Origin of the sequence: Puniceibacterium sp. IMCC21224, assembly GCF_001038505.1 — a bacterium.
Lineage (GTDB): Bacteria > Pseudomonadota > Alphaproteobacteria > Rhodobacterales > Rhodobacteraceae > Puniceibacterium.
The window spans coordinates 3,698,461-3,718,194 of sequence record NZ_LDPY01000001.1 but is presented as its reverse complement, the minus strand read 5'-3'; the positions used below and the strand labels follow the sequence as shown (position 1 = coordinate 3,718,194).

The following is a 19,734-nucleotide window of genomic DNA, read 5'->3' as shown; positions in this document are numbered from 1 at the left end:
AGGGAAATTTATGCGAAGACTTCCGGTATACCTGCTTCTTGATACCTCGACCTCTATGCGCGGTGAGGCGATCAACGCCGTCCGTGACGGTCTGGATCTGCTGGTCAGTACGCTGCGCCAGGACCCCTATGCTCTTGAAACCGCCTATCTGTCGGTGATCACGTTTGACACCGCCGCCAGACAGGTTGTGCCACTGACCGAGCTTACGGATTTTCAGGCCCCGAGTATTGAGGCGAATGGCGCGACGTCGTTGGGTGAGGCGCTGTCGCTGGCGGCTGATTGCATCACGCGCGAGGTGCGCAAATCCGATCCCGTGACCAAAGGCGATTGGAAACCGCTGGTATTCCTGATGACCGATGGTGCGCCGACCGACAGTTGGGAAAAGGGTCTTAAGGCGTTTCGCGCCGCAAAACCCGGCATGGTGATCTGCTGTGCTGCCGGCCCCAGCGCGGACGTCAAGGTGCTCGGGGAAATCTCGGAAATTGTGGTGACTTTGGATACCACGGATGGTGCGACAATCGCATCGTTCTTTAAATGGGTGTCGGCGTCGATCACCACGTCGTCGCGCAAGATCGACCTGAGCAAGAATGATGTCGGTGGTGTTGATGAACTTCCGCCGACTCCGACGGGCGTAAACCTGACAAAACCCTGATCCAGGATCTTAACAAGGAGGGGACGGATATGAGACGACTTCCCGTGTACATGCTGCTCGATACATCCGGCAGTATGCAAGGTGAGCCTATCGAGGCGGTGAATGCCGGGATGGAAACGTTGATCGCCGCGTTGCGACAGGATCCCTATGCGCTCGAAACTGTGTATATGACGGTGATCACGTTTGATGCCGAGGCCAAGACGATTGTCCCTCTGACTCCGCTTGAGGATGTAGTTCTGCCCCAGATCACGACGCCCCGCTCCGGCCCCACCCATCTAGGTCTGGCGCTTGAGACGCTAGGCGTGCAGGTCAGGGCCGATGTCAAAAAGGGCACCGATGAGGCCAAGGGCGACTGGGCCCCGTATCTTTTTGTCATGACCGACGGCAAGCCGTCTGACACGCAGCTATATGCGGAACAATGTGCGGCGATGCGCAAACTGGGCTTTGCCAGCATCATCGGCTGTGCGGCCGGACCCAAAGCCCGCGAGGCGGATCTAAAGGCGCTGTGCGATCACATCGTGCGTCTGGATACGATGGACAGCAGCGCCTTTGGCAAGTTGTTCAAGTGGGTCTCCGAAGTCATCGCATCTGGCAACAAGAGCCTTGGCACCAATGACACCAAGAGCCTGCCGCCGCCGCCTCCTGAAATCAACGTGGTGCTGTGATGCGTAAATTTCCAATCTTTCTGCTAATCGACGTTTCTGAATCCATGGCGGGTGACGCGCTTGTCCAACTGGAAAGCGGTATGCGCCAGATCACTGCGGATCTGATGCAGGATCCCTATGCGCTTGAAACTGCGTGGCTTTCGGTGATCGCCTTTGCCGGGCGGGCAAGAACGCTGGTTCCGTTGACCGAACTCACGGAATTTGTGCCGCCGCACCTGCCGGTTGGTGGCGGGACCGGGCTTGGCGGTGCGTTGGTGCATCTGATGGACGAGATAGACCGCAGCGTGACCCCCAGCAGCCCCGAACAAAAGGGCGACTGGAAACCGCTGGTCTTTTTGATGACGGACGGTGTGCCAACGGACAATGCCGAATCGGCGCTGCGGCGCTGGAAAGAGAAATACGCCCATCGTGTGGCGCTTGTGGCGGTCTCGATCGGCGGCGGCGGGGATCAGGCGATCCTGTCCCGGTTGACCAATGACATCATTCCGTTTGACGACACCGTGGATGGGGCGTTCAAAAAATTCATCACGTGGATCACCAATTCGGTCAAAAGCTCAACCCGCAGCGTCACGGCGGGCGGTGGCATCACCCTGACCAAGATCGGTGACGATGTTTCGGGCCGTGGGTCAGGCGGGATGCCGTTTGAGGCGCTTGATGACCGGTACGCGGTGTTTGTGGGCCGCTGCACCGACACTAAGGCGCCCTATGTGGTCAAATACGAACGCCATATGAATCGCATTGGCGCACAGGATCCGCACCTCGCCGAGCTGTTCAAGACCCGCGAATACCTGTTGAAAGCGGCGGTTCCCGTACAGCAGGATTATTTCGAACTTTCGGACGGATCAAAAACGGATCACAGCGTCAGCTCGACACAGCTTATCGGACAGCCTGACTGTCCGCATTGCCATGCGCAATTCGGTATGGCCGTCTGTGGCTGTGGCGGAATCCACTGCGTCAGTGGCGATGGTGAGGCGACCTGCCCCTGGTGCGGCAAAACCGCAACCTACGGTGTCTCTGATGGTTCGGACGGAGGCTTTGATATCGGCAGGGGCCGCGGATGAGCCCCGACCCTGACGAGCGGACCTATGACGACCTGGCGTTTGAGAATATGGTGAAGATACTTTGCCACACGGGCCCCCGAGTCCCGGAGCATGTGCCGGATGGGATGGAAAACCTGACGGAAAGCGAACTGACGGTTCTGGCCTACCTTCAGGATGTATCGTCCCGCCGGAGGGCGCAAACTGATGATGAGCCAGAAGCCGGTGCAGCGTCCGCCGAACCTCTGGCTGCGCTAGTGAGCGCAATTGGCGTGCCGACATCCGACGACGATCTACCGAACGCCGCTCTCGCGGATGGGCGGACCGGCAACGAAGCTGGGTCCGGGCCGGTGGCCCAGACACTGGCAATAGCACCAAAGGATGGCGAAATCGGGGCGGATGAGGCAAGGGGCCTGCCGTCCGAAATGGCCAGCATGACGTCGGACCCTGAACTGCCAGAAGGCGGGAATGACGCCTCTGTGGATGTGTCGCCAGAGCCTGAGGTAACGCCACCGGCGGCAAACACCACAGACGAGACTGCGGTTGAACTGACGCTTGATGACGAGGCCCCTGACGGACCTGTGCGCGAAGATATGGCAGGCGACGCGCCAGCCCAAAGCCCGACCGACGATTCGGGATTGCAAGAGGATAGCAGCATGATCATAGGCCCCGGCGGCATCCCGAAAGTTGGACCCGCAAACACTCGCCCCGATCCCGAACGGATAAACCTAAGGAACGGCCGCACGCGTCAGCCCTATGTGGATGTGATCCAGGGCTATAACGACATCGTCCTGCGCGATGATGGCGGCACGGGGTTGACAATTGCGCTCGACGGTACTGTGTCGGGCGGGCCGCTCCCGGCGGGTGAGTATACCATGATGCTCGACGCGCTTAGGTTCGGGCAATCCGTCAGCTTGCGGGCGCGTGTGTCAATCATCGCTGACCCACGTGATTTGTGGAAGAATATCCCGTCAGATCAGAACGCGGCACTGGCCAAACCTGATGAGGCTTTTGACAGTCAGGCCGCCGACGCCGTGATCATCGCGGCGAGCAAGCGGGGTCGGTCCCACGCCCAGGAGGGCAAGTATCGCGACGATCACTTCCGCATCTGTGCGAATACCGAAACCGGTTGGCATATCCTTGTTGTCGCGGATGGGGCCGGGTCCGCCGAGCTTAGCCGTGAAGGCAGCCGGATTGCCTGTGACACGGTTATGGATGTTCTGCCGCAGTTGTTGGCTGATCTCGTCGATCCCAACCTCGACAGTATTGTGGCAGATTTTGACACGGCATCCGAACCATCGGCATGGTTTCAGTCCACCAAGGCGCTGCTATATCCCGTTCTGCCCAAGGCCGCGCTGCATGCGGCGCATGCCATCGAGAAACAGGCCGCCGGTCACGAGCGCCCGGCGCAAGAATTTGCGACAACGATCGTGATCGCCGTGTCCCGACAGGTTGCGGATAAATGGTTCACGGCGAGCTTTACCGTCGGGGACGGCGGCGTTGCAGTGTTCGATGCCGAGGCGGCGCGGGTCGACGTGCTCTGTCGTCCCGACAGCGGTGAGTTTGCCGGTCAAACCCGGTTTCTGGCCACTTCAGAGTTTCGCGAAGCAAAAGACGTTCTCGAACGTTTATTCGTTGATCTCAGGCACGGCTTTACCGTGCTTGCTGCGATGACAGATGGCATCACCGATCCGAAATTTCCGACAGATGCGCTCTTGGCAAAGGCCGATAGCTGGACAGCCTTTTGGGATGACGATCTCTGCCCGCAGGTGTGGTTGCACCCGGACAATCCGAACCTGAAGGAAGAGATGCTGGGATGGCTCGATTTCTGGTCGCGTGGCAATCATGATGACAGAACCATTGCCCTGATGATCCCGGTCCCACCCGAGCCGCCCGCCGATGCCGGGGAAACGCAGGCGACCGAAGTCAGCGTGGCGGATCAGGCCGACGATTCCGGGGCGGCGGACACATGAATGTGGTCAGCCTGACGTCCGACACCGGTCAGCCCGTGTCCTTTGTCGACGAGGTCATCGCCTCTGGCGCGATGAAGGACATATATGTCAGCACCGACAAGACGTATGTGGTGGGCTTTTTCAGGGATGCCCCTGACGCAGCGCTAAAGGAGCGCCTGCGCGAAATTACCACCCGCTACCGTAGCAATCTGTTCGACAAGGACGGTGGCGACTTCTGGAAGGATTATTTCTGCTGGCCGGTTGATACCGTTCAGCACGACGGCCGTATTGGCGTCGTCGTGCCATTTTACGCGTCGCATTTCTTCTTTGAATTCGGTTCAAAGAATGACGACATGCTAAACATCCGGGGCAAGGACAAAGAGGGCAAATGGTTTGCCTCTGCCTCGAACCGCGAGAAATTTCTGGATACGCGCGAAAAGGGCAACTGGCTGACGCATCTGCAAATCTGCCTGTCGATTTCGCGCGCAGTGCGCAGGCTGCACATGGCCGGGCTGGCGCATTCCGATCTGAGCTACAAGAACGTGCTGGTGGATCCCACGCGAGGCAAGGCGTGCCTGATCGACATCGACGGCCTAGTCGTGCCGGGCAAATTCCCGCCCGACGTCGCAGGTACGCCGGATTTTATTGCGCCAGAGGTGATCGCCACTCAGAATCTGTCCAAGGACGATAAGGCCCGTGTGCTGCCGTCCAGAACAACCGACCGTCATGCACTTGCGGTGCTGATTTACATGTATCTGTTCTTTCGACACCCGCTGCGGGGGCGCAAGGTATTTGATGCCGATCCAACCCGCGACGAAGAGTTGGGCATGGGCGAACAGGCGCTGTTTGTTGAACACCCCACTGATGCCAGCAACCGTGTGCGCCCGGACGATCTGCGCCCGCAGTCGCTGCCCTGGGGGGATCCGGTCGCGCGGCCCTACAGCATGGCCGGACCGCTGTTAAAGGAACTTTTTGATCGCGCTTTCATCGAGGGGCTGCACAACCCGGGCAAGCGCCCGTCGCCTGCGGAGTGGGAGAATGCGCTGGTGCGCACGCTGGACATGATCCAGCCTTGTTCGGCACCCTGTGAAATGGGTTGGTTTGTTTTTGACAACACGCGTGCGCCGGTTTGTCCCCATTGCGGCACGCCCTATCGTGGCAAGTTGCCAGTGCTCAATCTCTACTCCAGCCGGACCAAAGGCAGCTTTCACCCCGACAACCATCGCGTCATGGTCTGGGATGGGCAGTCGCTTTTTGAGTGGCATGTGAACCGCAAGGTGTTTCCGAACGAACATCTTGATCCGGCTTTGAAAAAACGGGTCGGCTATTTCCAGCTGCACGAGGGGAACTGGTTTTTGGTCAACGAAAAGATGCCCGGTATGAAGAATGTCTCGACTGGGCAGGACGTTGCCATTGGCGGATCTGTGAAGCTTGAGAACGGAACACAGATTCTGTTATCGCCGCAAGAGGGTGGGCGGCTGATTCAGGTTCAGATGGCGGGCGCTTAGGTCGGGTTCGGGCAGGCACGTCCGCACTGTGGGCATGATGGCCCTCGTGCGGGGCTGGCGCGACCATCTGCCCCCCTTGCCGCGATTGCCCTGGCGCAATACCGCAGGGATCAGGAAACATCGCTGGTGCGCGGTCGATCGGCTGCCGATCTTGCGCGCCAGAACCAAGGAGGTGCTGAATGACTGATGAGATCACGCCGCTGGACAGGGCCCATGCCGCGATGGAGGCCGCGCCAGGTGACGAGGCCGCCCGCCTGCGGTTTTACGAGAGGCTGACGGATTCCGAACTTTTCCTGCTGTTGCAGGACGAGGCTGATGGCGATCAGATCACGCCTGAGCTGTTCGAGCTGCCTGACAGCCGCTTTGTGCTGGTATTTGACCGCGAAGAGCGCCTGACCCGCTTTACCGGACAGGCGTCGCCCTATGCCGCCTTGCCTGGTCGGACCATCGCCGGGATGCTGGCCGGTCAGACAATTGGCCTGGGCGTCAACCTGGACGTGGCCCCGTCGTCGATTCTGATCCCGCCCGAGGCGGTGACCTGGCTGGCGCAGACCCTTGGTCACACCCCGCAAGAGGCCGAAGCCCGCCCGGTCGAGGTCGGTGCCCCCGGCGCGGGCCTGCCCGAGGCGCTGCTTGGCGCGCTCGATACCAAACTGGGACTCGCGGCGGGACTGGCGCGCAAAGCCTATCTGGTGGCTGTGACGTATGACGACGACAGCCGGGGTCATCTACTTGGCCTCACCGGAACCAAATCGGGTGCCGAACCGGCGCTGGCCCGCGCCATCAACGAGGCGCTGGTGTTTTCGGGCATCGAGGCCGGTGCGCTGGATGTGGTATTTCTGGCGGATAGCGATCCACTGACCGCACGTTTGGCGCGCGTCGGGCTGCGCTTTGACCTACCCGAGGCGACCGGACCCGAGAGAGTGACTGCGACCGCCCCCGGCATGAACCCCGACAAACCCCCGATCCTGAGGTAGCCAACGCCACTCCGTCGTTGTTCGGTGTGTCGCGCGACTGGTACGGGCCCTTGCTGTTGTAAGGACGCTCGCGGCACCAACAATCCCCGCCGACCCTCTCAGAGATCACCGCGCAGCCAGCGTGTCGCGCAGGCAGGGCAGCGTGTCGCCGGGTTCTGGCGACGCATGCCACACCGCGCGGGCTATGGCGCGGGACAGGCACAGCGCGGCGGCGTGACCGATTGTCGTTAGTTGCAGCATCGGGTCGATCAGTGGCGTCGCGGCTGTCGAGAGGGCAAAGATCAGATCCCCGTCGTGGGGGGTATGTGCGGGCACGATGGCCCGGGCCATGCCGTCATGCGCCGCCACCGCCAGCCGTCTCAGCTGCGCCTTGTCGAGTGCGGCGTTGGTTGCGACAATGGCAATTGTGGTGTTGCCCTGCGCCGCCATGGCGGCGGATTTCCGGCTGTTGGGCAGAGGCTGAAGCCCGACGGCTGGATCGGGGCCAAGCCCGCCATATTCAGACGCTACTTCGAAAGGCGCCGCCCAGAAATGCCGACCCGACGGGGTGGTGACGCTGCCCAGCGGGTTTACCGCCACCAGCGCGCCGACGGTGATGCCCCCTTCCAACACCAGTGAGGCCGAGCCAAGCCCACCCTTATGTTGTGCGGTCTGCGCTCCGATTCCCGCCCCGGCAGAGCCGAGGGCGAACCGGATGTCCGCCGCAGCCAGCGCGGTCTGTCCCAGCGCGGGATACGGGTTGGCGGCCCAGTCCTTTTGTCCACCGTTGAGCAGATCGAACAGGATCGCCGCCGGGACCAGCGGCACACGGGCGCTAAGCACGGGGAACCCGCGCCCCGCAGCGTGCAGCGCGTCCATCACGCCCTGCGCCGCCGCGAGACCAAAGGCGCTGCCACCAGAGAGGACCAGCGCATCCACCCCCGGCGCGGATTTGTCGGGCTCTAGCAAATCGGTTTCGCGGGTGCCGGGTGCGCCCCCTTGAACGGCATAGGAACAGGCAAACGGCGCATCTGCCGTCAGTACCGTGGTTCCGGATTTCAGCGCGCCGTCCTGCGCATTGCCGACCCGCAGGCCGGTGACATCGGTGATGAGGTTCAGCGGGCCGGGCTGCATTGGAACCTGTCCTTTCTGTGCTGTGGTGGTTGGTCGCGATGGTACAGCGCGAGGTGTCAGATACAGCGGCCGCCATCGACCTCCATGCAAACGCCAGTGACCATGCTTGCCTCGTCCGAGCAAAGATAAAGCGCGGCATTGGCCAGATCCTCGGGGGTGGAAAAGCGGCCCAGCGGGATCGTGGACAGGAATTTGGCGCGCATTTCCGGGGTATCCTCACCCAGAAAGCTTTTGAGCAGGGGCGTTTCACCCGCCACCGGGTTCAGTGCATTGACCCGGATGCCCATCGGCGCGAGTTCCACCGCCATTGCGCGGGTGGCGGTGATCATCCAGCCCTTTGAGGCATTGTACCAGTTGAGTTTGGGGCGGGGCGACACGCCAGCGGTTGAAGCGATGTTAAGGATTGCGCCGGTGCCGCGATGTTTCAGATGTGGCAGCAGGGCGCGGGCGGTCAGGTAGACCGATTTGCAGTTGACCGCAAAGACGCGGTCAAAGTCGTCTTCGGACACGTCCTCCATCAGGCTGGGCAGATGGGTGATCCCGGCGTTGTTTACAAGGATGTCGACGTGACCCATGGTGCGGATCGCGGCGTCGATCATCTCGGCTACGCTGTCTCCATTTGCCACGTCGACCGTCTGCGCAGTGCCGCCGCAGTCGTCCGCGACAGCGCGAGCGGCGTCGGCATTGATGTCTGCGACGATCACCTCGGCCCCTTCGGCGCGAAACCGTCGGGCGATGCCAGCACCAAACCCAGAGCCGGCGCCGGTGACGATGGCGGTTTTGCCGTGTAATCTCATGATGTTCTCCGTTTTGTTCGATGGGCTGTCATGGTTTGGTCAGGGCAACGCCTGTATCTTGCGTCAGATCAGGCAGGCGCGGGGCGGCAGTAATCAGGCGCTGGGTGTAAGGATGTTGCGGCGCGTCAAAGACCTGCTCGGTCGGGCCATGTTCGACGATCTCGCCGGCTTGCATCACCATCACGCGGTCGGTGATGCCGCGCACCACTGACAGGTCATGGCTGATGAACAGATATGTCAGCCCGTAGCGGCGGGACAGATTGGCCAGCAGGTCAAGGATCTGCGCCCGCACCCGCACATCGAGGGCCGAGACGGCCTCGTCAAACAGTATCAGGTCGGGGCGGGTGATCAGCGCCCGGGCGATGGCAATGCGTTGCCGCTGCCCCCCCGAAAAGGCGTGGATATATTTCCCGGCATCCGACGGGCTAAGGCCGACAGCCCTCAGCGCCTCGGCCACGGCGGCGTCGCGGGCGGCACCCGTGGGTGGTGTATCGAGCAGGTGAAATGGCTCGGTGATCAGCCGCGCGACTTTGTGGCGCGGGTTGAACGAGGTAAAGGGATCCTGAAACACCACCTGCATTCGACGCCGAACAGCGCGGTTGGTGTGATCAGCGGCAATGATCGGCACCCCGCCCAGGGTGATGCTGCCGGACACAATCGGCTCTAACCCCAGCAGCGCGCGGGCGAGGGTGGATTTGCCGCAGCCGCTTTCTCCGACAAGGCCAAGCCGTTCACCACGGCGGATGTCAAAGCTGACATTGTTGACCGCGTGAAACAGGGGCCGTCGGGCAAACAGTGACGGGCGCGGCAGCGGGTAACTGCGGGTGACATTGCGGACCTCTAGCAGAGGCGCGTTGTCCCGCACCGGCGTTAGGGTCGCCTGGTGACCCGAGGCGGCAAACAGCGCGCGGGTATAGGGGTGGCGCATCTGGGCAAAGACCTGGAGCGTCGGCCCCTGTTCGACGATTGCGCCGTTCTGCATCACCACAAGCCGGTCGGCCATGTCGCTGACCACAGCCAGATCATGGGTGATCATCATCAGGCCCATGTCGTATTCGCGGACAAGATCGCGCAGCAGATCCAGGATTTGCGCCTGTGTCGTCACGTCCAGCGCGGTGGTCGGCTCGTCCGCGATCAGCAGGGCCGGGCGGCGGGCGATAGCCATGGCGATGACAACGCGCTGGCGCTGACCGCCGCTGAGTTGGTGCGGATAGCGGTTGGGGGGCACGCGATCCGCAGGCAGGCCGACCCGTTCGAGGGTTTCGCGTGTCCGGGCCCGCACCTGCGCACGAGGCATCGCCACCGCGCCGCCGCGTGGCAGCCGCAAGGCTTCGGAGACCTGAGCGCCGATGGTCTGTACCGGGTTGAGCGCTGTCATCGGTTCCTGGAATACCATGGACAGCGCATCGCCGCGCAGGGCGCACAGCTGCCGCTCGGTCCGTGTCAGCAGGTCGGTGCCGTTCAACAGGATCTGGCCGGTGGCCCTGACCCCATCGGGAAGCAGGCCCATGGTGGCCAGCGCGGTCATGGATTTCCCCGACCCGGATTCACCGGTCAGGGCGACGATCTCTCCGGCTGCGATATCCAGCGATATGTCACTCAGGATCGGGCGGTTGTGGATGCCCATCGACAGGTTGCGGATCGACAACAGGCTCATGTCCGCACCACCTGTAGTCTAGGGTCCAACCGGTCACGCAGTCCGTCACCCATCAGGTTCAGCCCCAGAACCAGCAGAACAATGGCCATGCCGGGCACGATCGCCACATGCGGCGCGATCGACACCATGGTCTGCGCATCGGCCAGCATCCGCCCCCAGGACGGGGTCGGGGTTGCGCGCCCAGACCGACATAGGACAACCCCGCCTCGGCCAGAATGCCAAGGCTGAACTGTATGGTCCCCTGCACGATCAGCAGATTGGCGAGGTTGGGCAGAATATGTTCGGCACTGATGCGGGCAGCGGTTTTGCCGGCCACCCGCGCGGCGAGGACAAAGTCGCGCTGCCAGAGCGACAGCGCCCCGCCACGGGTCAGTCGGGCAAAGACCGGAATGTTGAAAATACCAATGGCGATGATCGCGTTCACAGCACCGGGGCCAAAGACAGCGGTGATCAGGATTGCGATGACAAGGCTGGGAAAGGCAAAGATCAGATCGTTGCCGCGCATGATAACCTCGTCCAGCCAGCCACCAGAGCGAGCGGCAGCAGCCAGCCCCAATGGCACACCAAGGCCCATGCCGATACCGACAGCCACCAGCGCGACCGAGATCGAGGTGCGCGCGCCCACCATGATCATGCTCAGGATATCGCGGCCAAAGTGGTCGGTGCCCAGCCAGTGCGCCGCATCTGGCGTGCGCAGGCGCGACGGGATGTGAATGGCTGTGGCGTCATACGGCGTCCAGATCAGCGACAGCAGCGCCGCCACTAGGAACAGCGTGGTGAGCGCCGTGCCGATCAGCAGGCTGCGCTGTGTCATCGCGCCCGCAGCCTTGGATCTACGGCGGCATAGGCCAGATCGACAATGAAATTGACGAGGATCACGGCAAACACCAGCAGCATGACGACCGATTCCACCACGATCAGATCGCGCTGGCCGATGGACTGAAAGATCAGCCGTCCGAGGCCGGGCAGAAAGAACACCTGTTCGATGATGATCGCCCCGGCCAGCAGAAACGAAAATTGCAGCCCGATGATGGTCAGAACCGGGATCAACGCATTGCGCAACGCATGACGCCAAAGCGCCTGACGCCGTGACAGGCCCTTGGCGCGGGCGGAGCGGATGTAATCCTCGGCCAGGGTGTCGAGCAGGGCTGACCGCAACACACGGGTCAGGATCGCCGCTTGCGGCAGGGCCAGCGCAATCGCGGGCAGGGTCAGGGATTTCATCGCCAGTGCCGGGTTGCTCCAGCCGGGAAAACCACCCGCGCTGAACCAGCGCAGCTTGATCGCGAATAGCAGCACCAACAGCATGGCGAACCAGAAATTCGGCAGCGCGATACCCAGCTGCGTGGCAGACATTACCGCGACATCTCCAGTATGACCACGCCGGGCGGCGGCAAACAGCCCGGCGGGGAACGCCAGCAGCACCGACAGACCCAGTGCATAGAGCGCCAGCGGCAGCGACACCCACAGCCGGTCTGCGATCATCTGTGCAACCGGTGTGCGATAGGTGTAAGAGGTGCCAAAATCCCCCGATGCCATGCCGCCAACCCAGTTGAGGTAGCGCTGAATCTTGGGCACATCCAGGCCTAGCTCGGCACGCAGGGATGCCAGCGTATCGGGCTGTGCATTCAGCCCCAGCATATAGCTGGCGGGATCACCGGGGGCGACCTCGACCACCAGAAAAATGACCAGAGATGCGATCAGCAGACTGATCGCCAAAGAACCAAATCGCGTGAGGGCATAGCGCAGCATGACACCACGTTAGGATGCGCTGCGCCCGGGGTCCAGCGGTCGTAACTGGGCGGCGCTCAGCCCTTGCGGGGCTGCGTCACCAGGGCCCAAACCACCGTCGCGACATAGCCCAGGCACAGGGCGATCAGCGTAAGCCATGCATAGTTCATCAATGCCGCCGCGACAAAGGCAAAGGCCACGAGGAAATATTTCACGTTCTCGCGCGATACCTTGGTCGTTTTGAACGACCAGGTCGGGATGCGGCTGATCAGCAACAGCCCGATCCCCGCCATATAAAGACACAGCACCAGATCCGGCAGCAGCTGGGCGTCGTCAAAGGCAAAGCTCAGATACATCGGCAGCATCACCAACATCGCACCAGCAGGAGAAGGGACGCCGGTGAAATAGGCGGCCACGTCCTTGGGGTCGCCGGCATGGGTCGAGACGTTGAACCGTGCCAGCCGCACCACACAGCAGACCGCAAAGACCAGCACCGACAGCCAGCCCAGTCGCGGCGCATCCTGCAACGCCCAGTAATAAATCAGCAGCGGCGGCGCGACGCCAAAGTTTAGGAAATCCGCCAGGCTGTCCAGCTCGGCCCCCATGGCACTGTCGGCCCGCAGAATGCGCGCCAGCCGCCCGTCAATTCCGTCCAACACACAGGACAGCAGGATCAGCTGCACGGCATTCAGGTAGTTGCCCTGGACGCCAAAGCGGATCGCGGTCAGCCCGGCACAGATCGCCGCGACGGTCAGCATGTTGGGCAGCAGTTGGATCAGCGCGTATTCGCTGCGCGGCTTGCGCTGGATCGGCTTGGGGGCGGGGGGCTGAGTCATACGGGTTGCGTCTGGGTCAGATCGGCCAGGACGGTTTCACCGGCGACCATGGTCTGGCCGATCGAAACCAGCGGTTCGACGCCGTCGGGCAGGTAGACATCCACTCGCGACCCAAATCGGATCAGGCCAAAGCGTTCGCCGACGCCCAGCCGCGCGCCGGGTTTGGTAAAGCAGACGATGCGCCGTGCAACCAGCCCGGCGATCTGCACAAAGGCGATGCTGCGCCCGTCGTCCAGTGTCAGCGCAAGGCTCATGCGTTCGTTGTCCACGCTCGCCTTGTCGAGCGATGCGTTGAGGAATTTACCGGGGCGATACGCGGTGGCCGTGACCACACCCGGTGCAGGCGTCCGGTTTACGTGACAATTAAAGACGTTCATGAACACGCTGACACGGGTCAGGGCCACGTCGGGCAGACCTAGTTCAGCGGGTGGGACGGCCGGTTCGATCAGCGACACGATGCCATCCGCAGGGCTGATCACCAGACCGGGGCGTGCGGGCGGCACCCGTTCGGGATCGCGGAAGAAATAGTAACACCAAACGGTCGCGCCGACCCCGATCCAGCCAAGCGGATTCCAGATCAGAAACAGCACCAGGGTGATCGCGGCGAAGATGCCGACAAACTTGCGGCCCTCGGGGTGCATCGGCTTGATGAACGTGTCGCGCATACGCATCGCAGGATCCTTGGTCGGGGAAATATAGCCCCCGAGTTAGTTGAGAGGCACCGCGGATACAAGCGGGACGCAGCGCGGAGCCGGAAAACGCCAGCAATATGCCGAAATTTCTGTCGCGGGCTTTTCAATCATACATGAACCAATTCCAGCGAGAATGCGTTTGGGTGATAGACACCACCTCTTGCGGAGACAGACCATTGGATGCTGAGAAACTGACCCTAGACGATCAATTGTGTTTTGCGCTCTATGCTGCGACCAATGCCGTGACACAGGCGTATCGGCCACAGCTCAGGGCGGTGGGCCTGACCTACCCGCAATATCTGGTTCTGTTGGTGCTGTGGCAGCACGGGGCGAGCACGCGGGATCACCTTACCCACCGGCTAAGCCTTGAACCCGATGTTATCGCGTCCACCGTTGAACGGTTGGAACGCGGTGGCCTGATACGGCGGCATCAGGACGAGGTTGACCATCAGGTCCAGCTGATGGCGTTGACCGATGCCGGCGCTGCGCTAGAGCGGGTCGTCGCCCGGATTCAGCATGATGTGAGTTGCCAGACCGGCCTGACACAGGACGCCGCTGATGCTCTACGCGAGTCATTACTGGCGCTTGCCGCGCGCATGCAGATCTAACAGGCTACTGCCCCCGAATCCGAGAGCGGTTTGAAGCGATGACTTTTTACATGGGTTGCTGGGGCGGGCAATCTGCCGGGTGATGATCGCCGGGTCTCAGGCTCAGTCAGGGGGCTTGCTAAAACCTTATGTCCGCTCGGCGCTGTTGTTTCCTACGGATGAACCATACTTCCGACGATCCGACCGTTCGTGCCCATTGCGACCACTGGCAAGATATGCGCAATTGACCCCGATCCTGCCTGAAACACCTAAACCTGCAAGATAATTGATATGACAATCACATCCCGACCCAAAATCCATCTGGCCGTGCTTGCGGTTTTGGGTCTGACGCATCTTTTGAACGATTTGATGCAATCGCTGATCCCGGCGGCCTATCCGATCCTGAAAGAGGCCTACGCGCTGGATTTCGTCCAGATCGGCATGATCACCCTGACCTTTCAGATCGCGGGGGCCATGCTGCAACCTGTGATCGGCATGGTGACCGATCGGCATCCCGCACCCTATTCGCCGGTGGTGGGGATGATGTTCACCTTGTCGGGGCTGGTTTGCCTCGCTTTTGCCCTGAGCTATGCGATGATTCTGGTGTCTGTGGCTTTGATCGGCATCGGCTCATCAATCTTTCACCCCGAGGCGACGCGGATGGCACGTTACGCTGCCGGTGGTCGGCAGGGCCTGGCGCAAGGGATGTTCCAGGTCGGTGGACAGGCTGGTGGGGCACTCGGGCCGGTGTTTGCCGCTTTGATCATCGTCCCGTGGGGCCAGCCGAGCCTTGCGTGGTTCGCGGTTATCGCACTTCTGGCGATGATGCTTTTGACTTGGATTGGCAGCAAGCAGCGGCAGATCAGCGCCGAATTCTCGTCGATGGTGGCGCGCAGCAAAAACGGCAAGGTGACGGTCCGGCACGCGCCGCTGACCATCGGCATCAGCCTTGTGGTGCTGACCCTGCTGATGTTTACCAAGAATGCCTATGCCGAAAGTTTCCGCTCTTTCTACATTTTCTACCTGATCGAACGGTTCGGCCTGTCGATCCCGGCTTCGCAGATGATGCTTTTTGTTTTCCTGATGGCATCGGCTGTCGGTGTGTTGATTGGTGGGGTCGTCGGCGACCGGATCGGGCGCTACCGGATTATCTGGGTCTCGGTGCTGGGGCCGCTGCCGCTGACGCTGATGCTGCCCTATGTGGATTTGTTCTGGACCGGCATCCTGACGATCCTGATCAATCTGATCATGGCCAGCGCCTTTGCCTCGATCCTGATCTACGCAATGGATCTGCTGCCCGACCGAATCGGCCTGATCGGAGGTCTGTTCTATGGGCTGAACTTTGGTCTGGGCGGCGTGGCGGCTGCATTTTTGGGTGTTCTGGCGGACAGTTACGGCGTCGAGGCAGTGTATCGTTTCTGTTCGTTCCTGCCTCTGGCGGGATTGCTGGCGTGGTTCCTGCCGCGGATCGACGACACTTAACGGGCCCGTCCCCAAGCCTCAGATCTCGGGCGGTTTCAATGGGGCCGGACCCTAAGATGTTGATTTTGCGTATATCCGGGAATTCCACTGTCTCAACCCAGGTTTACGCCCTCGGCGTTGTCGCGAGGGGCGTAAATAGTCGCGAAAACCGGCGTCAGGAGGAGACCTGTTCGCGCAGGATGGATGCGGTCAGTGAAATCATCAGATAGATGCCAGAGAAGATCAGGAAACACAGGATCGTGTTTTCGAATTTACGCGGATAGCTCGGATCTTCGGAGGCCACCGGCACAACGGATGTTGTCAGGTAGCGCGCCTGACTTTCGGCGTCGCGCCGTGCTGTTTCCAGCCGCTCCAGCGCCGATTGCAACATCAGATCGCGGGTCGCGAGATCGGCCTGTGACAGTTGTATCTGCACCGCAATTTCGGCCAGGGAATTTTCGCCAGTAGCGGCGGTGGTCATTTGCGCATTGAGGTCGTCAAGCAGCGCCTGCAAGCGGCGCACATCGCCTTCGGCGCCCTGAACCCGGCTGGAATTCGGACGAGCGTTGTCGAGTAACGCCTGCAGTTGCAGCTGCTTCTCTTGCGTCTGCATTTCGACATTGTTGATCTGCCCGCGCAGCGCGGCGATTCGCCCCTCGGGGTCGACGATTGCGCCATCCTGTTGCAGACGCACCAGTTTTTCCTGTGCTACTTGGCGGGCGGCTTCGGCTTCGGACAGGCCCTGCTCGGCGTCGAGCACGCCGTTGGTGCGTTTGCGCAAGCTTAGATTGTCCACGCGGTCTTCGGCATAGCGGATCAACGCGCGGCTGAATTCGGCGGCGGTTTCGGGTTCGGCGGCGATGACCTCCATCTTGATCACGCCTTCGGTCGGATCATAGCCGATCTCGACGTTGCGCTTGTAGAGCTTGTAGGCCTCTTCGTTCGAGGGGTTGTCGCTCAGTCGCTGAATCGGGTCGATGCTGGGCTGGGTGAAATGCGCCTTGAACCCGGCGTCTCTGTCGAGGCGCAGCATTGCATCCTTGGATGTCAGGTAGGATTGCACCGCGATCGCGTCCTGATTGGTGGCGAATTGTGTGCCGGACAGAAAACTGCCCATGCCACTGCCGCCGCTCTCGGCTTTGAGAATCAGGAACTCGGATTTGGTGGCGTACATTGGTGTTGCCACGGCATAAAAATAATACCCGGCGAGGATTGTTGGCAGCAGCACGAAAAAGGACAATCGGGTCAGCAAAAGCATCATCTTGCGGCGACGGCGCTGGGCAAGGTCCTTTTGCATCCGCGCGATTTCCGCCATGCGGCGCTCGGCGGGGCTGGCCACATTGGTCGAAGGCAGGCCGGCTTTGTTCAGGGCGACGGTCTGCGGCAACTTGGCCTGATCAGCCTGAGGCACGGCCAGGCCGACATTGGCTGGCGCAGCGGCGGGACGGGTTTCGCTGGGTACCACCAGTTCGAGCATATTGGTACGTTGGAACGGATCGATGCCGCGCGCGCGTAGCAGCCGAACGGCGTCAAGATCCGACGTCGGGTCCAGTCCGTTCTTTTGCGCCACACGTCGCGCCATGCGCAATTGCCGACCGGTCAACCCCTCTTGCCGGATGGCGTTCAGATCGGTTTCACCTGCGACCTGTGCCGCTGAATCAACCGCGCCGGTGCGGGCGGTGGCGGGCGTTTCGGCGTGGGTGGGCGCTGGCGTCGCGCCGGACGTCGGTCGCTGTGGGGCGCGTGGTGTGGGCGCGCCTGCGGCGGGTGTATTTGCGGGAGGCGGTGCGGCAGTGTCTGGCCGGGGTGCCGGAGCAGACGAGGGCGCACGCGCGGATGTACCCTGCGGAGCAGTTTGGGGCGTCTCGGCAACGGTCTCTGACGCGTCGGGACGACGGATACGGAATTTCTTAGCCTTGGGTTTCGTAGTCATAGAGCTGTTTCGCTTCTTCCAAGGTTTCAAACATATGCAGCTTGCCGTCCATCAGGACCGCCGCCTTGCGGGCGAATTTTTCGAGTATCGCGGGCTGGTGCGAGACGATGATGATCGTTGTCGTACGCAGCCGTTCGGCCAGAATATCGCCGGCCTTCTTGTTGAACTCGGCGTCGGTGGAATTTGGCATACCTTCGTCGATCAGATAAATGTCAAAGTCCAGTGCCAGCATCAGCGAAAAGGTGAACCGTGCCCGCATCCCGGACGAATAGGTGCCCAATGGCTGGTCGAAATATTCACCTAGACCGCAGAGCCAGCGGCAGAACGCCTCGACATAATCGGGGTCCAGCCCATAGAGACGCGCGATAAAGCGGCAATTCTCCATCCCCGACTGTTTGTTGATCACCCCCCCCATAAAGCCGAGCGGAAAGGAGATGCGGCAGCCACGGCGAATTTCGCCCTCGTCCGGTTTTTCCAGGCCTGCCATCATCCGGATGATGGTTGTCTTGCCAGTGCCATTGGGCGCCAGAATGCCCACCGATTCGCCCAGATCGACACGGAACGACGCGCGCTCCAGGATCACCTTGCGTTGTGATCCTGTCCAGAAGGACTTGCTGACATTGTCGAATTCGAGCATCCACTTGCCTCGGCACTGCGGGACCACACGTATACATCAGGTGGCTTGTCAGCGTGTTAAGGGCGAATATTGGCGAGAGTATGGCCCGATCCGGAAACAAAAGACACTGTTTAGCATCCGGTGTTCACGAAATTGCGTTGCGCGCGGGGCATCGTGCGGGGTGCGCGGTCTTGCGAGGCGCGCCATCGTACACACCGCGCATTAGCATCAGTTGGTGGTTTTCTCGACCCGGAGCAGTTTGCCAACCGCGATCGACACAACCGCTGCGGCAAAGCTGAACAGCGCGCCCATCTTGGCCGCGTCCTGAACCGGGCCCGCGTCAAACGCGACTGAGGCCACAAACAGCGAAACGGTAAAACCGATGGCCGCGACGCAGCCGATCACCACTAGGTCTATGATCCGCATACCCTCGGGAATGCCCAGTCGCATCGGCACCGCCGCAAGCCAGCCAAAGACGAAGATCCCCAGCGGTTTGCCGATCAGCAGACCCGCGAGGACCAGCCAGGTGGCATCACCGATGAACGAAAACTCGACCCCCGCATTGAGCAGACCAAAAAAGAACAGGATAACCTCGACCGGGTGTTTCAGCGCGTGCTCAATCTGGTTCAGCAGGTCGGTCAGATACTGCTCGGCCTCTGCGAAGATACCAAAGGCGCGGTCGGCATGCGGGATGGTCGGTACGATGGGCAGCAGTCCCAGCGCCGGGTGCAGGCCCGATTGCATGAATCCGTACCAGCTGGCACTGGCAGCCAAAAGATAGGGCCAGAAGTTCAGTCTCTTGCGCACCCAGGTCGAGGTCGGGCGTGTCTGATTGCCACGGTCGAGCTTGCGAGGCAGCCAATTCGCCAGCATATATACGGTGATTGCGGCCCCAAGTGACAGCAGCAGCCATTGCGGTGCCAGATCGCCCGACGGGTAGAACACCGCCAGAATGATCAGACCTGCGGCATCGTCCGCAATCGCCAGCAGCAGCAGGAACCGCACGGCGGGGTGTCCGGCGCCAAACACGATCCGTCCGACAATATAGGAAAAGGCGATGTCGGTCGCCGTCGGGATCGCCCAGCCATTGGCAACCGCAGAATAGGTGTCCGACCCCATGATCAGCGCAAGGCCAAGATAGACGGTGATCGGCCCGAGCATACCGCCAAGCGTCGCAAACAGCGGAGTTGCCGCCTTTTTGCCGCGCAGTGACCCGTTTGAGAGGATCACCGCCTCCCAGACTTCCTTGGCCGCGATGGCAAAGAAAAAAGCCATGAGCAGATCGTTGACCAAATAGTGCAGTGTCAGTGTTCGGTGGCCGTCATGCAGATGGCCGACCGGTGCATTGTCCCAGATCACAAAGTCAACAAAGTGATGATAGCTGGACGGATCGGTATTCGCCCAGATCAGCGCGATAAGCGCGCCCAGAATCAGCAGAAGCGAATAGTTGGTCAGAAAATTCCAGACGCGATACATTTGCTCTCCGGTGGCGTTCTGTGTTGGCTCTGTCGCGCTTAGCT

At 61.3% G+C, this 19,734-nt stretch carries 18 protein-coding genes and 1 pseudogene; 9 read left to right on the top strand and 10 right to left on the bottom strand.

Annotation, left to right across the window (positions count from 1 at the left end):
* The first annotated feature begins 10 nt into the window (after positions 1-10).
* The 7 genes from IMCC21224_RS17285 (at position 11) to IMCC21224_RS17260 (ending at position 6,791) form a co-directional block, all read left to right on the top strand.
* Positions 11-652: a VWA domain-containing protein gene (locus IMCC21224_RS17285; RefSeq protein WP_047996399.1), complete on the top strand. Its 642-nt coding sequence runs from the start codon at positions 11-13 to the stop codon at positions 650-652.
* 29 nt (positions 653-681) lie between these two features.
* Entirely contained in the window at positions 682-1,317 is a 636-nt protein-coding gene (locus tag IMCC21224_RS17280) for a VWA domain-containing protein (protein ID WP_047996398.1), read from the top strand.
* Positions 1,317-2,378, top strand: coding sequence for a TerY-C metal binding domain-containing protein (locus tag IMCC21224_RS17275; RefSeq protein WP_047996397.1), 1,062 nt, complete (start codon positions 1,317-1,319; stop codon positions 2,376-2,378). Before IMCC21224_RS17280 ends, IMCC21224_RS17275 begins: the two co-directional genes overlap by 1 nt.
* 534 nt (positions 2,379-2,912) lie before the next feature.
* On the top strand, positions 2,913-3,014 hold the full coding sequence (locus IMCC21224_RS28975) for a DUF3039 domain-containing protein (RefSeq protein ID WP_156178323.1): 102 nt from the start codon (positions 2,913-2,915) through the stop codon (positions 3,012-3,014).
* The gene (locus IMCC21224_RS26630) at positions 3,011-4,327 is read left to right on the top strand and encodes a PP2C family serine/threonine-protein phosphatase (protein ID WP_197089219.1); all 1,317 of its coding nucleotides are present in this window, start codon (positions 3,011-3,013) and stop codon (positions 4,325-4,327) included. Before IMCC21224_RS28975 ends, IMCC21224_RS26630 begins: the two co-directional genes overlap by 4 nt.
* On the top strand, positions 4,324-5,814 hold the full coding sequence (locus tag IMCC21224_RS17265) for a helix-hairpin-helix domain-containing protein (protein WP_047996396.1): 1,491 nt from the start codon (positions 4,324-4,326) through the stop codon (positions 5,812-5,814). The genes IMCC21224_RS26630 and IMCC21224_RS17265 overlap by 4 nt, the downstream gene beginning before the upstream one ends.
* 179 nt (positions 5,815-5,993) lie before the next feature.
* The gene (locus tag IMCC21224_RS17260) at positions 5,994-6,791 is read left to right on the top strand and encodes an SseB family protein (RefSeq protein WP_047996395.1); all 798 of its coding nucleotides are present in this window, start codon (positions 5,994-5,996) and stop codon (positions 6,789-6,791) included.
* A gap of 105 nt (positions 6,792-6,896) precedes the next feature.
* Here the strand turns inward: IMCC21224_RS17260 and IMCC21224_RS17255 are convergent, their stop codons facing one another.
* The 7 genes and pseudogenes from IMCC21224_RS17255 to IMCC21224_RS17225 all read right to left on the bottom strand — a co-directional run bounded on the left by IMCC21224_RS17255 (position 6,897) and on the right by IMCC21224_RS17225 (position 13,596).
* Positions 6,897-7,904, bottom strand: coding sequence for a P1 family peptidase (locus IMCC21224_RS17255; protein WP_047996394.1), 1,008 nt, complete (start codon positions 7,902-7,904; stop codon positions 6,897-6,899).
* A 56-nt stretch (positions 7,905-7,960) separates the two neighbouring features.
* Complete coding sequence (locus IMCC21224_RS17250; RefSeq protein ID WP_047996393.1) at positions 7,961-8,701, bottom strand: SDR family oxidoreductase; 741 nt, start codon at positions 8,699-8,701, stop codon at positions 7,961-7,963.
* Positions 8,702-8,729: 28 nt separating this feature from the next.
* The gene (locus IMCC21224_RS17245; protein ID WP_047996392.1) at positions 8,730-10,358 is read right to left on the bottom strand and encodes an ABC transporter ATP-binding protein; all 1,629 of its coding nucleotides are present in this window, start codon (positions 10,356-10,358) and stop codon (positions 8,730-8,732) included.
* Positions 10,355-11,172 (bottom strand): annotated as a pseudogene (locus IMCC21224_RS17240) (ABC transporter permease). The gene IMCC21224_RS17245 and the pseudogene IMCC21224_RS17240 overlap by 4 nt, the downstream one beginning before the upstream one ends.
* On the bottom strand, positions 11,169-12,110 hold the full coding sequence (locus IMCC21224_RS17235) for an ABC transporter permease (RefSeq protein ID WP_047996391.1): 942 nt from the start codon (positions 12,108-12,110) through the stop codon (positions 11,169-11,171). Before IMCC21224_RS17235 ends, IMCC21224_RS17240 begins: the two are co-directional and overlap by 4 nt.
* 56 nt (positions 12,111-12,166) lie before the next feature.
* Positions 12,167-12,925, bottom strand: coding sequence for a CDP-diacylglycerol--serine O-phosphatidyltransferase (gene pssA / locus IMCC21224_RS17230; RefSeq protein ID WP_047996390.1), 759 nt, complete (start codon positions 12,923-12,925; stop codon positions 12,167-12,169).
* Entirely contained in the window at positions 12,922-13,596 is a 675-nt protein-coding gene (locus IMCC21224_RS17225; protein WP_047996389.1) for a phosphatidylserine decarboxylase, read from the bottom strand. Before IMCC21224_RS17225 ends, pssA begins: the two co-directional genes overlap by 4 nt.
* Positions 13,597-13,793: 197 nt before the next feature.
* Here IMCC21224_RS17225 and IMCC21224_RS17220 point away from each other — a divergent pair, with 197 nt between their 5' ends.
* On the top strand, positions 13,794-14,225 hold the full coding sequence (locus IMCC21224_RS17220) for a MarR family winged helix-turn-helix transcriptional regulator (RefSeq protein ID WP_047996388.1): 432 nt from the start codon (positions 13,794-13,796) through the stop codon (positions 14,223-14,225).
* Positions 14,226-14,495: 270 nt separating this feature from the next.
* Positions 14,496-15,686, top strand: coding sequence for an MFS transporter (locus IMCC21224_RS17215; RefSeq protein ID WP_047996387.1), 1,191 nt, complete (start codon positions 14,496-14,498; stop codon positions 15,684-15,686).
* 154 nt (positions 15,687-15,840) lie between these two features.
* Here IMCC21224_RS17215 and IMCC21224_RS17210 read toward each other — a convergent pair whose 3' ends face one another.
* The 3 genes from IMCC21224_RS17210 to IMCC21224_RS17200 all read right to left on the bottom strand — a co-directional run bounded on the left by IMCC21224_RS17210 (position 15,841) and on the right by IMCC21224_RS17200 (position 19,690).
* Entirely contained in the window at positions 15,841-17,598 is a 1,758-nt protein-coding gene (locus IMCC21224_RS17210; RefSeq protein WP_047996386.1) for a capsule biosynthesis protein, read from the bottom strand.
* Positions 17,576-18,235, bottom strand: a complete 660-nt coding sequence (locus tag IMCC21224_RS17205) for an ABC transporter ATP-binding protein (RefSeq protein ID WP_047996385.1) — start codon at positions 18,233-18,235, stop codon at positions 17,576-17,578. The genes IMCC21224_RS17210 and IMCC21224_RS17205 overlap by 23 nt, the downstream gene beginning before the upstream one ends.
* 207 nt (positions 18,236-18,442) lie before the next feature.
* Positions 18,443-19,690: a Na+/H+ antiporter NhaA gene (locus IMCC21224_RS17200; RefSeq protein ID WP_047996384.1), complete on the bottom strand. Its 1,248-nt coding sequence runs from the start codon at positions 19,688-19,690 to the stop codon at positions 18,443-18,445.
* Positions 19,691-19,734: the final 44 nt, after the last annotated feature.

Excerpts from the sequence above, each read along its gene's own strand:
- IMCC21224_RS17285 (WP_047996399.1), top strand. The coding sequence starts at position 11 with ATGCGAAGACTTCCGGTATACCTGCTTCTTGATACCTCGACCTCTATG.
- IMCC21224_RS17280 (WP_047996398.1), top strand. The coding sequence starts at position 682 with ATGAGACGACTTCCCGTGTACATGCTGCTCGATACATCCGGCAGTATG.
- IMCC21224_RS17275 (WP_047996397.1), top strand. The coding sequence starts at position 1,317 with ATGCGTAAATTTCCAATCTTTCTGCTAATCGACGTTTCTGAATCCATG.
- IMCC21224_RS28975 (WP_156178323.1), top strand. The coding sequence starts at position 2,913 with ATGACGAGGCCCCTGACGGACCTGTGCGCGAAGATATGGCAGGCGACG.
- IMCC21224_RS26630 (WP_197089219.1), top strand. The coding sequence starts at position 3,011 with ATGATCATAGGCCCCGGCGGCATCCCGAAAGTTGGACCCGCAAACACT.
- IMCC21224_RS17265 (WP_047996396.1), top strand. The coding sequence starts at position 4,324 with ATGAATGTGGTCAGCCTGACGTCCGACACCGGTCAGCCCGTGTCCTTT.
- IMCC21224_RS17260 (WP_047996395.1), top strand. The coding sequence starts at position 5,994 with ATGACTGATGAGATCACGCCGCTGGACAGGGCCCATGCCGCGATGGAG.
- IMCC21224_RS17255 (WP_047996394.1), bottom strand. The coding sequence starts at position 7,904 with ATGCAGCCCGGCCCGCTGAACCTCATCACCGATGTCACCGGCCTGCGG.
- IMCC21224_RS17250 (WP_047996393.1), bottom strand. The coding sequence starts at position 8,701 with ATGAGATTACACGGCAAAACCGCCATCGTCACCGGCGCCGGCTCTGGG.
- IMCC21224_RS17245 (WP_047996392.1), bottom strand. The coding sequence starts at position 10,358 with ATGAGCCTGTTGTCGATCCGCAACCTGTCGATGGGCATCCACAACCGC.
- IMCC21224_RS17235 (WP_047996391.1), bottom strand. The coding sequence starts at position 12,110 with ATGCTGCGCTATGCCCTCACGCGATTTGGTTCTTTGGCGATCAGTCTG.
- pssA (WP_047996390.1), bottom strand. The coding sequence starts at position 12,925 with ATGACTCAGCCCCCCGCCCCCAAGCCGATCCAGCGCAAGCCGCGCAGC.
- IMCC21224_RS17225 (WP_047996389.1), bottom strand. The coding sequence starts at position 13,596 with ATGCGTATGCGCGACACGTTCATCAAGCCGATGCACCCCGAGGGCCGC.
- IMCC21224_RS17215 (WP_047996387.1), top strand. The coding sequence starts at position 14,496 with ATGACAATCACATCCCGACCCAAAATCCATCTGGCCGTGCTTGCGGTT.
- IMCC21224_RS17210 (WP_047996386.1), bottom strand. The coding sequence starts at position 17,598 with ATGACTACGAAACCCAAGGCTAAGAAATTCCGTATCCGTCGTCCCGAC.
- IMCC21224_RS17205 (WP_047996385.1), bottom strand. The coding sequence starts at position 18,235 with ATGCTCGAATTCGACAATGTCAGCAAGTCCTTCTGGACAGGATCACAA.
- IMCC21224_RS17200 (WP_047996384.1), bottom strand. The coding sequence starts at position 19,690 with ATGTATCGCGTCTGGAATTTTCTGACCAACTATTCGCTTCTGCTGATT.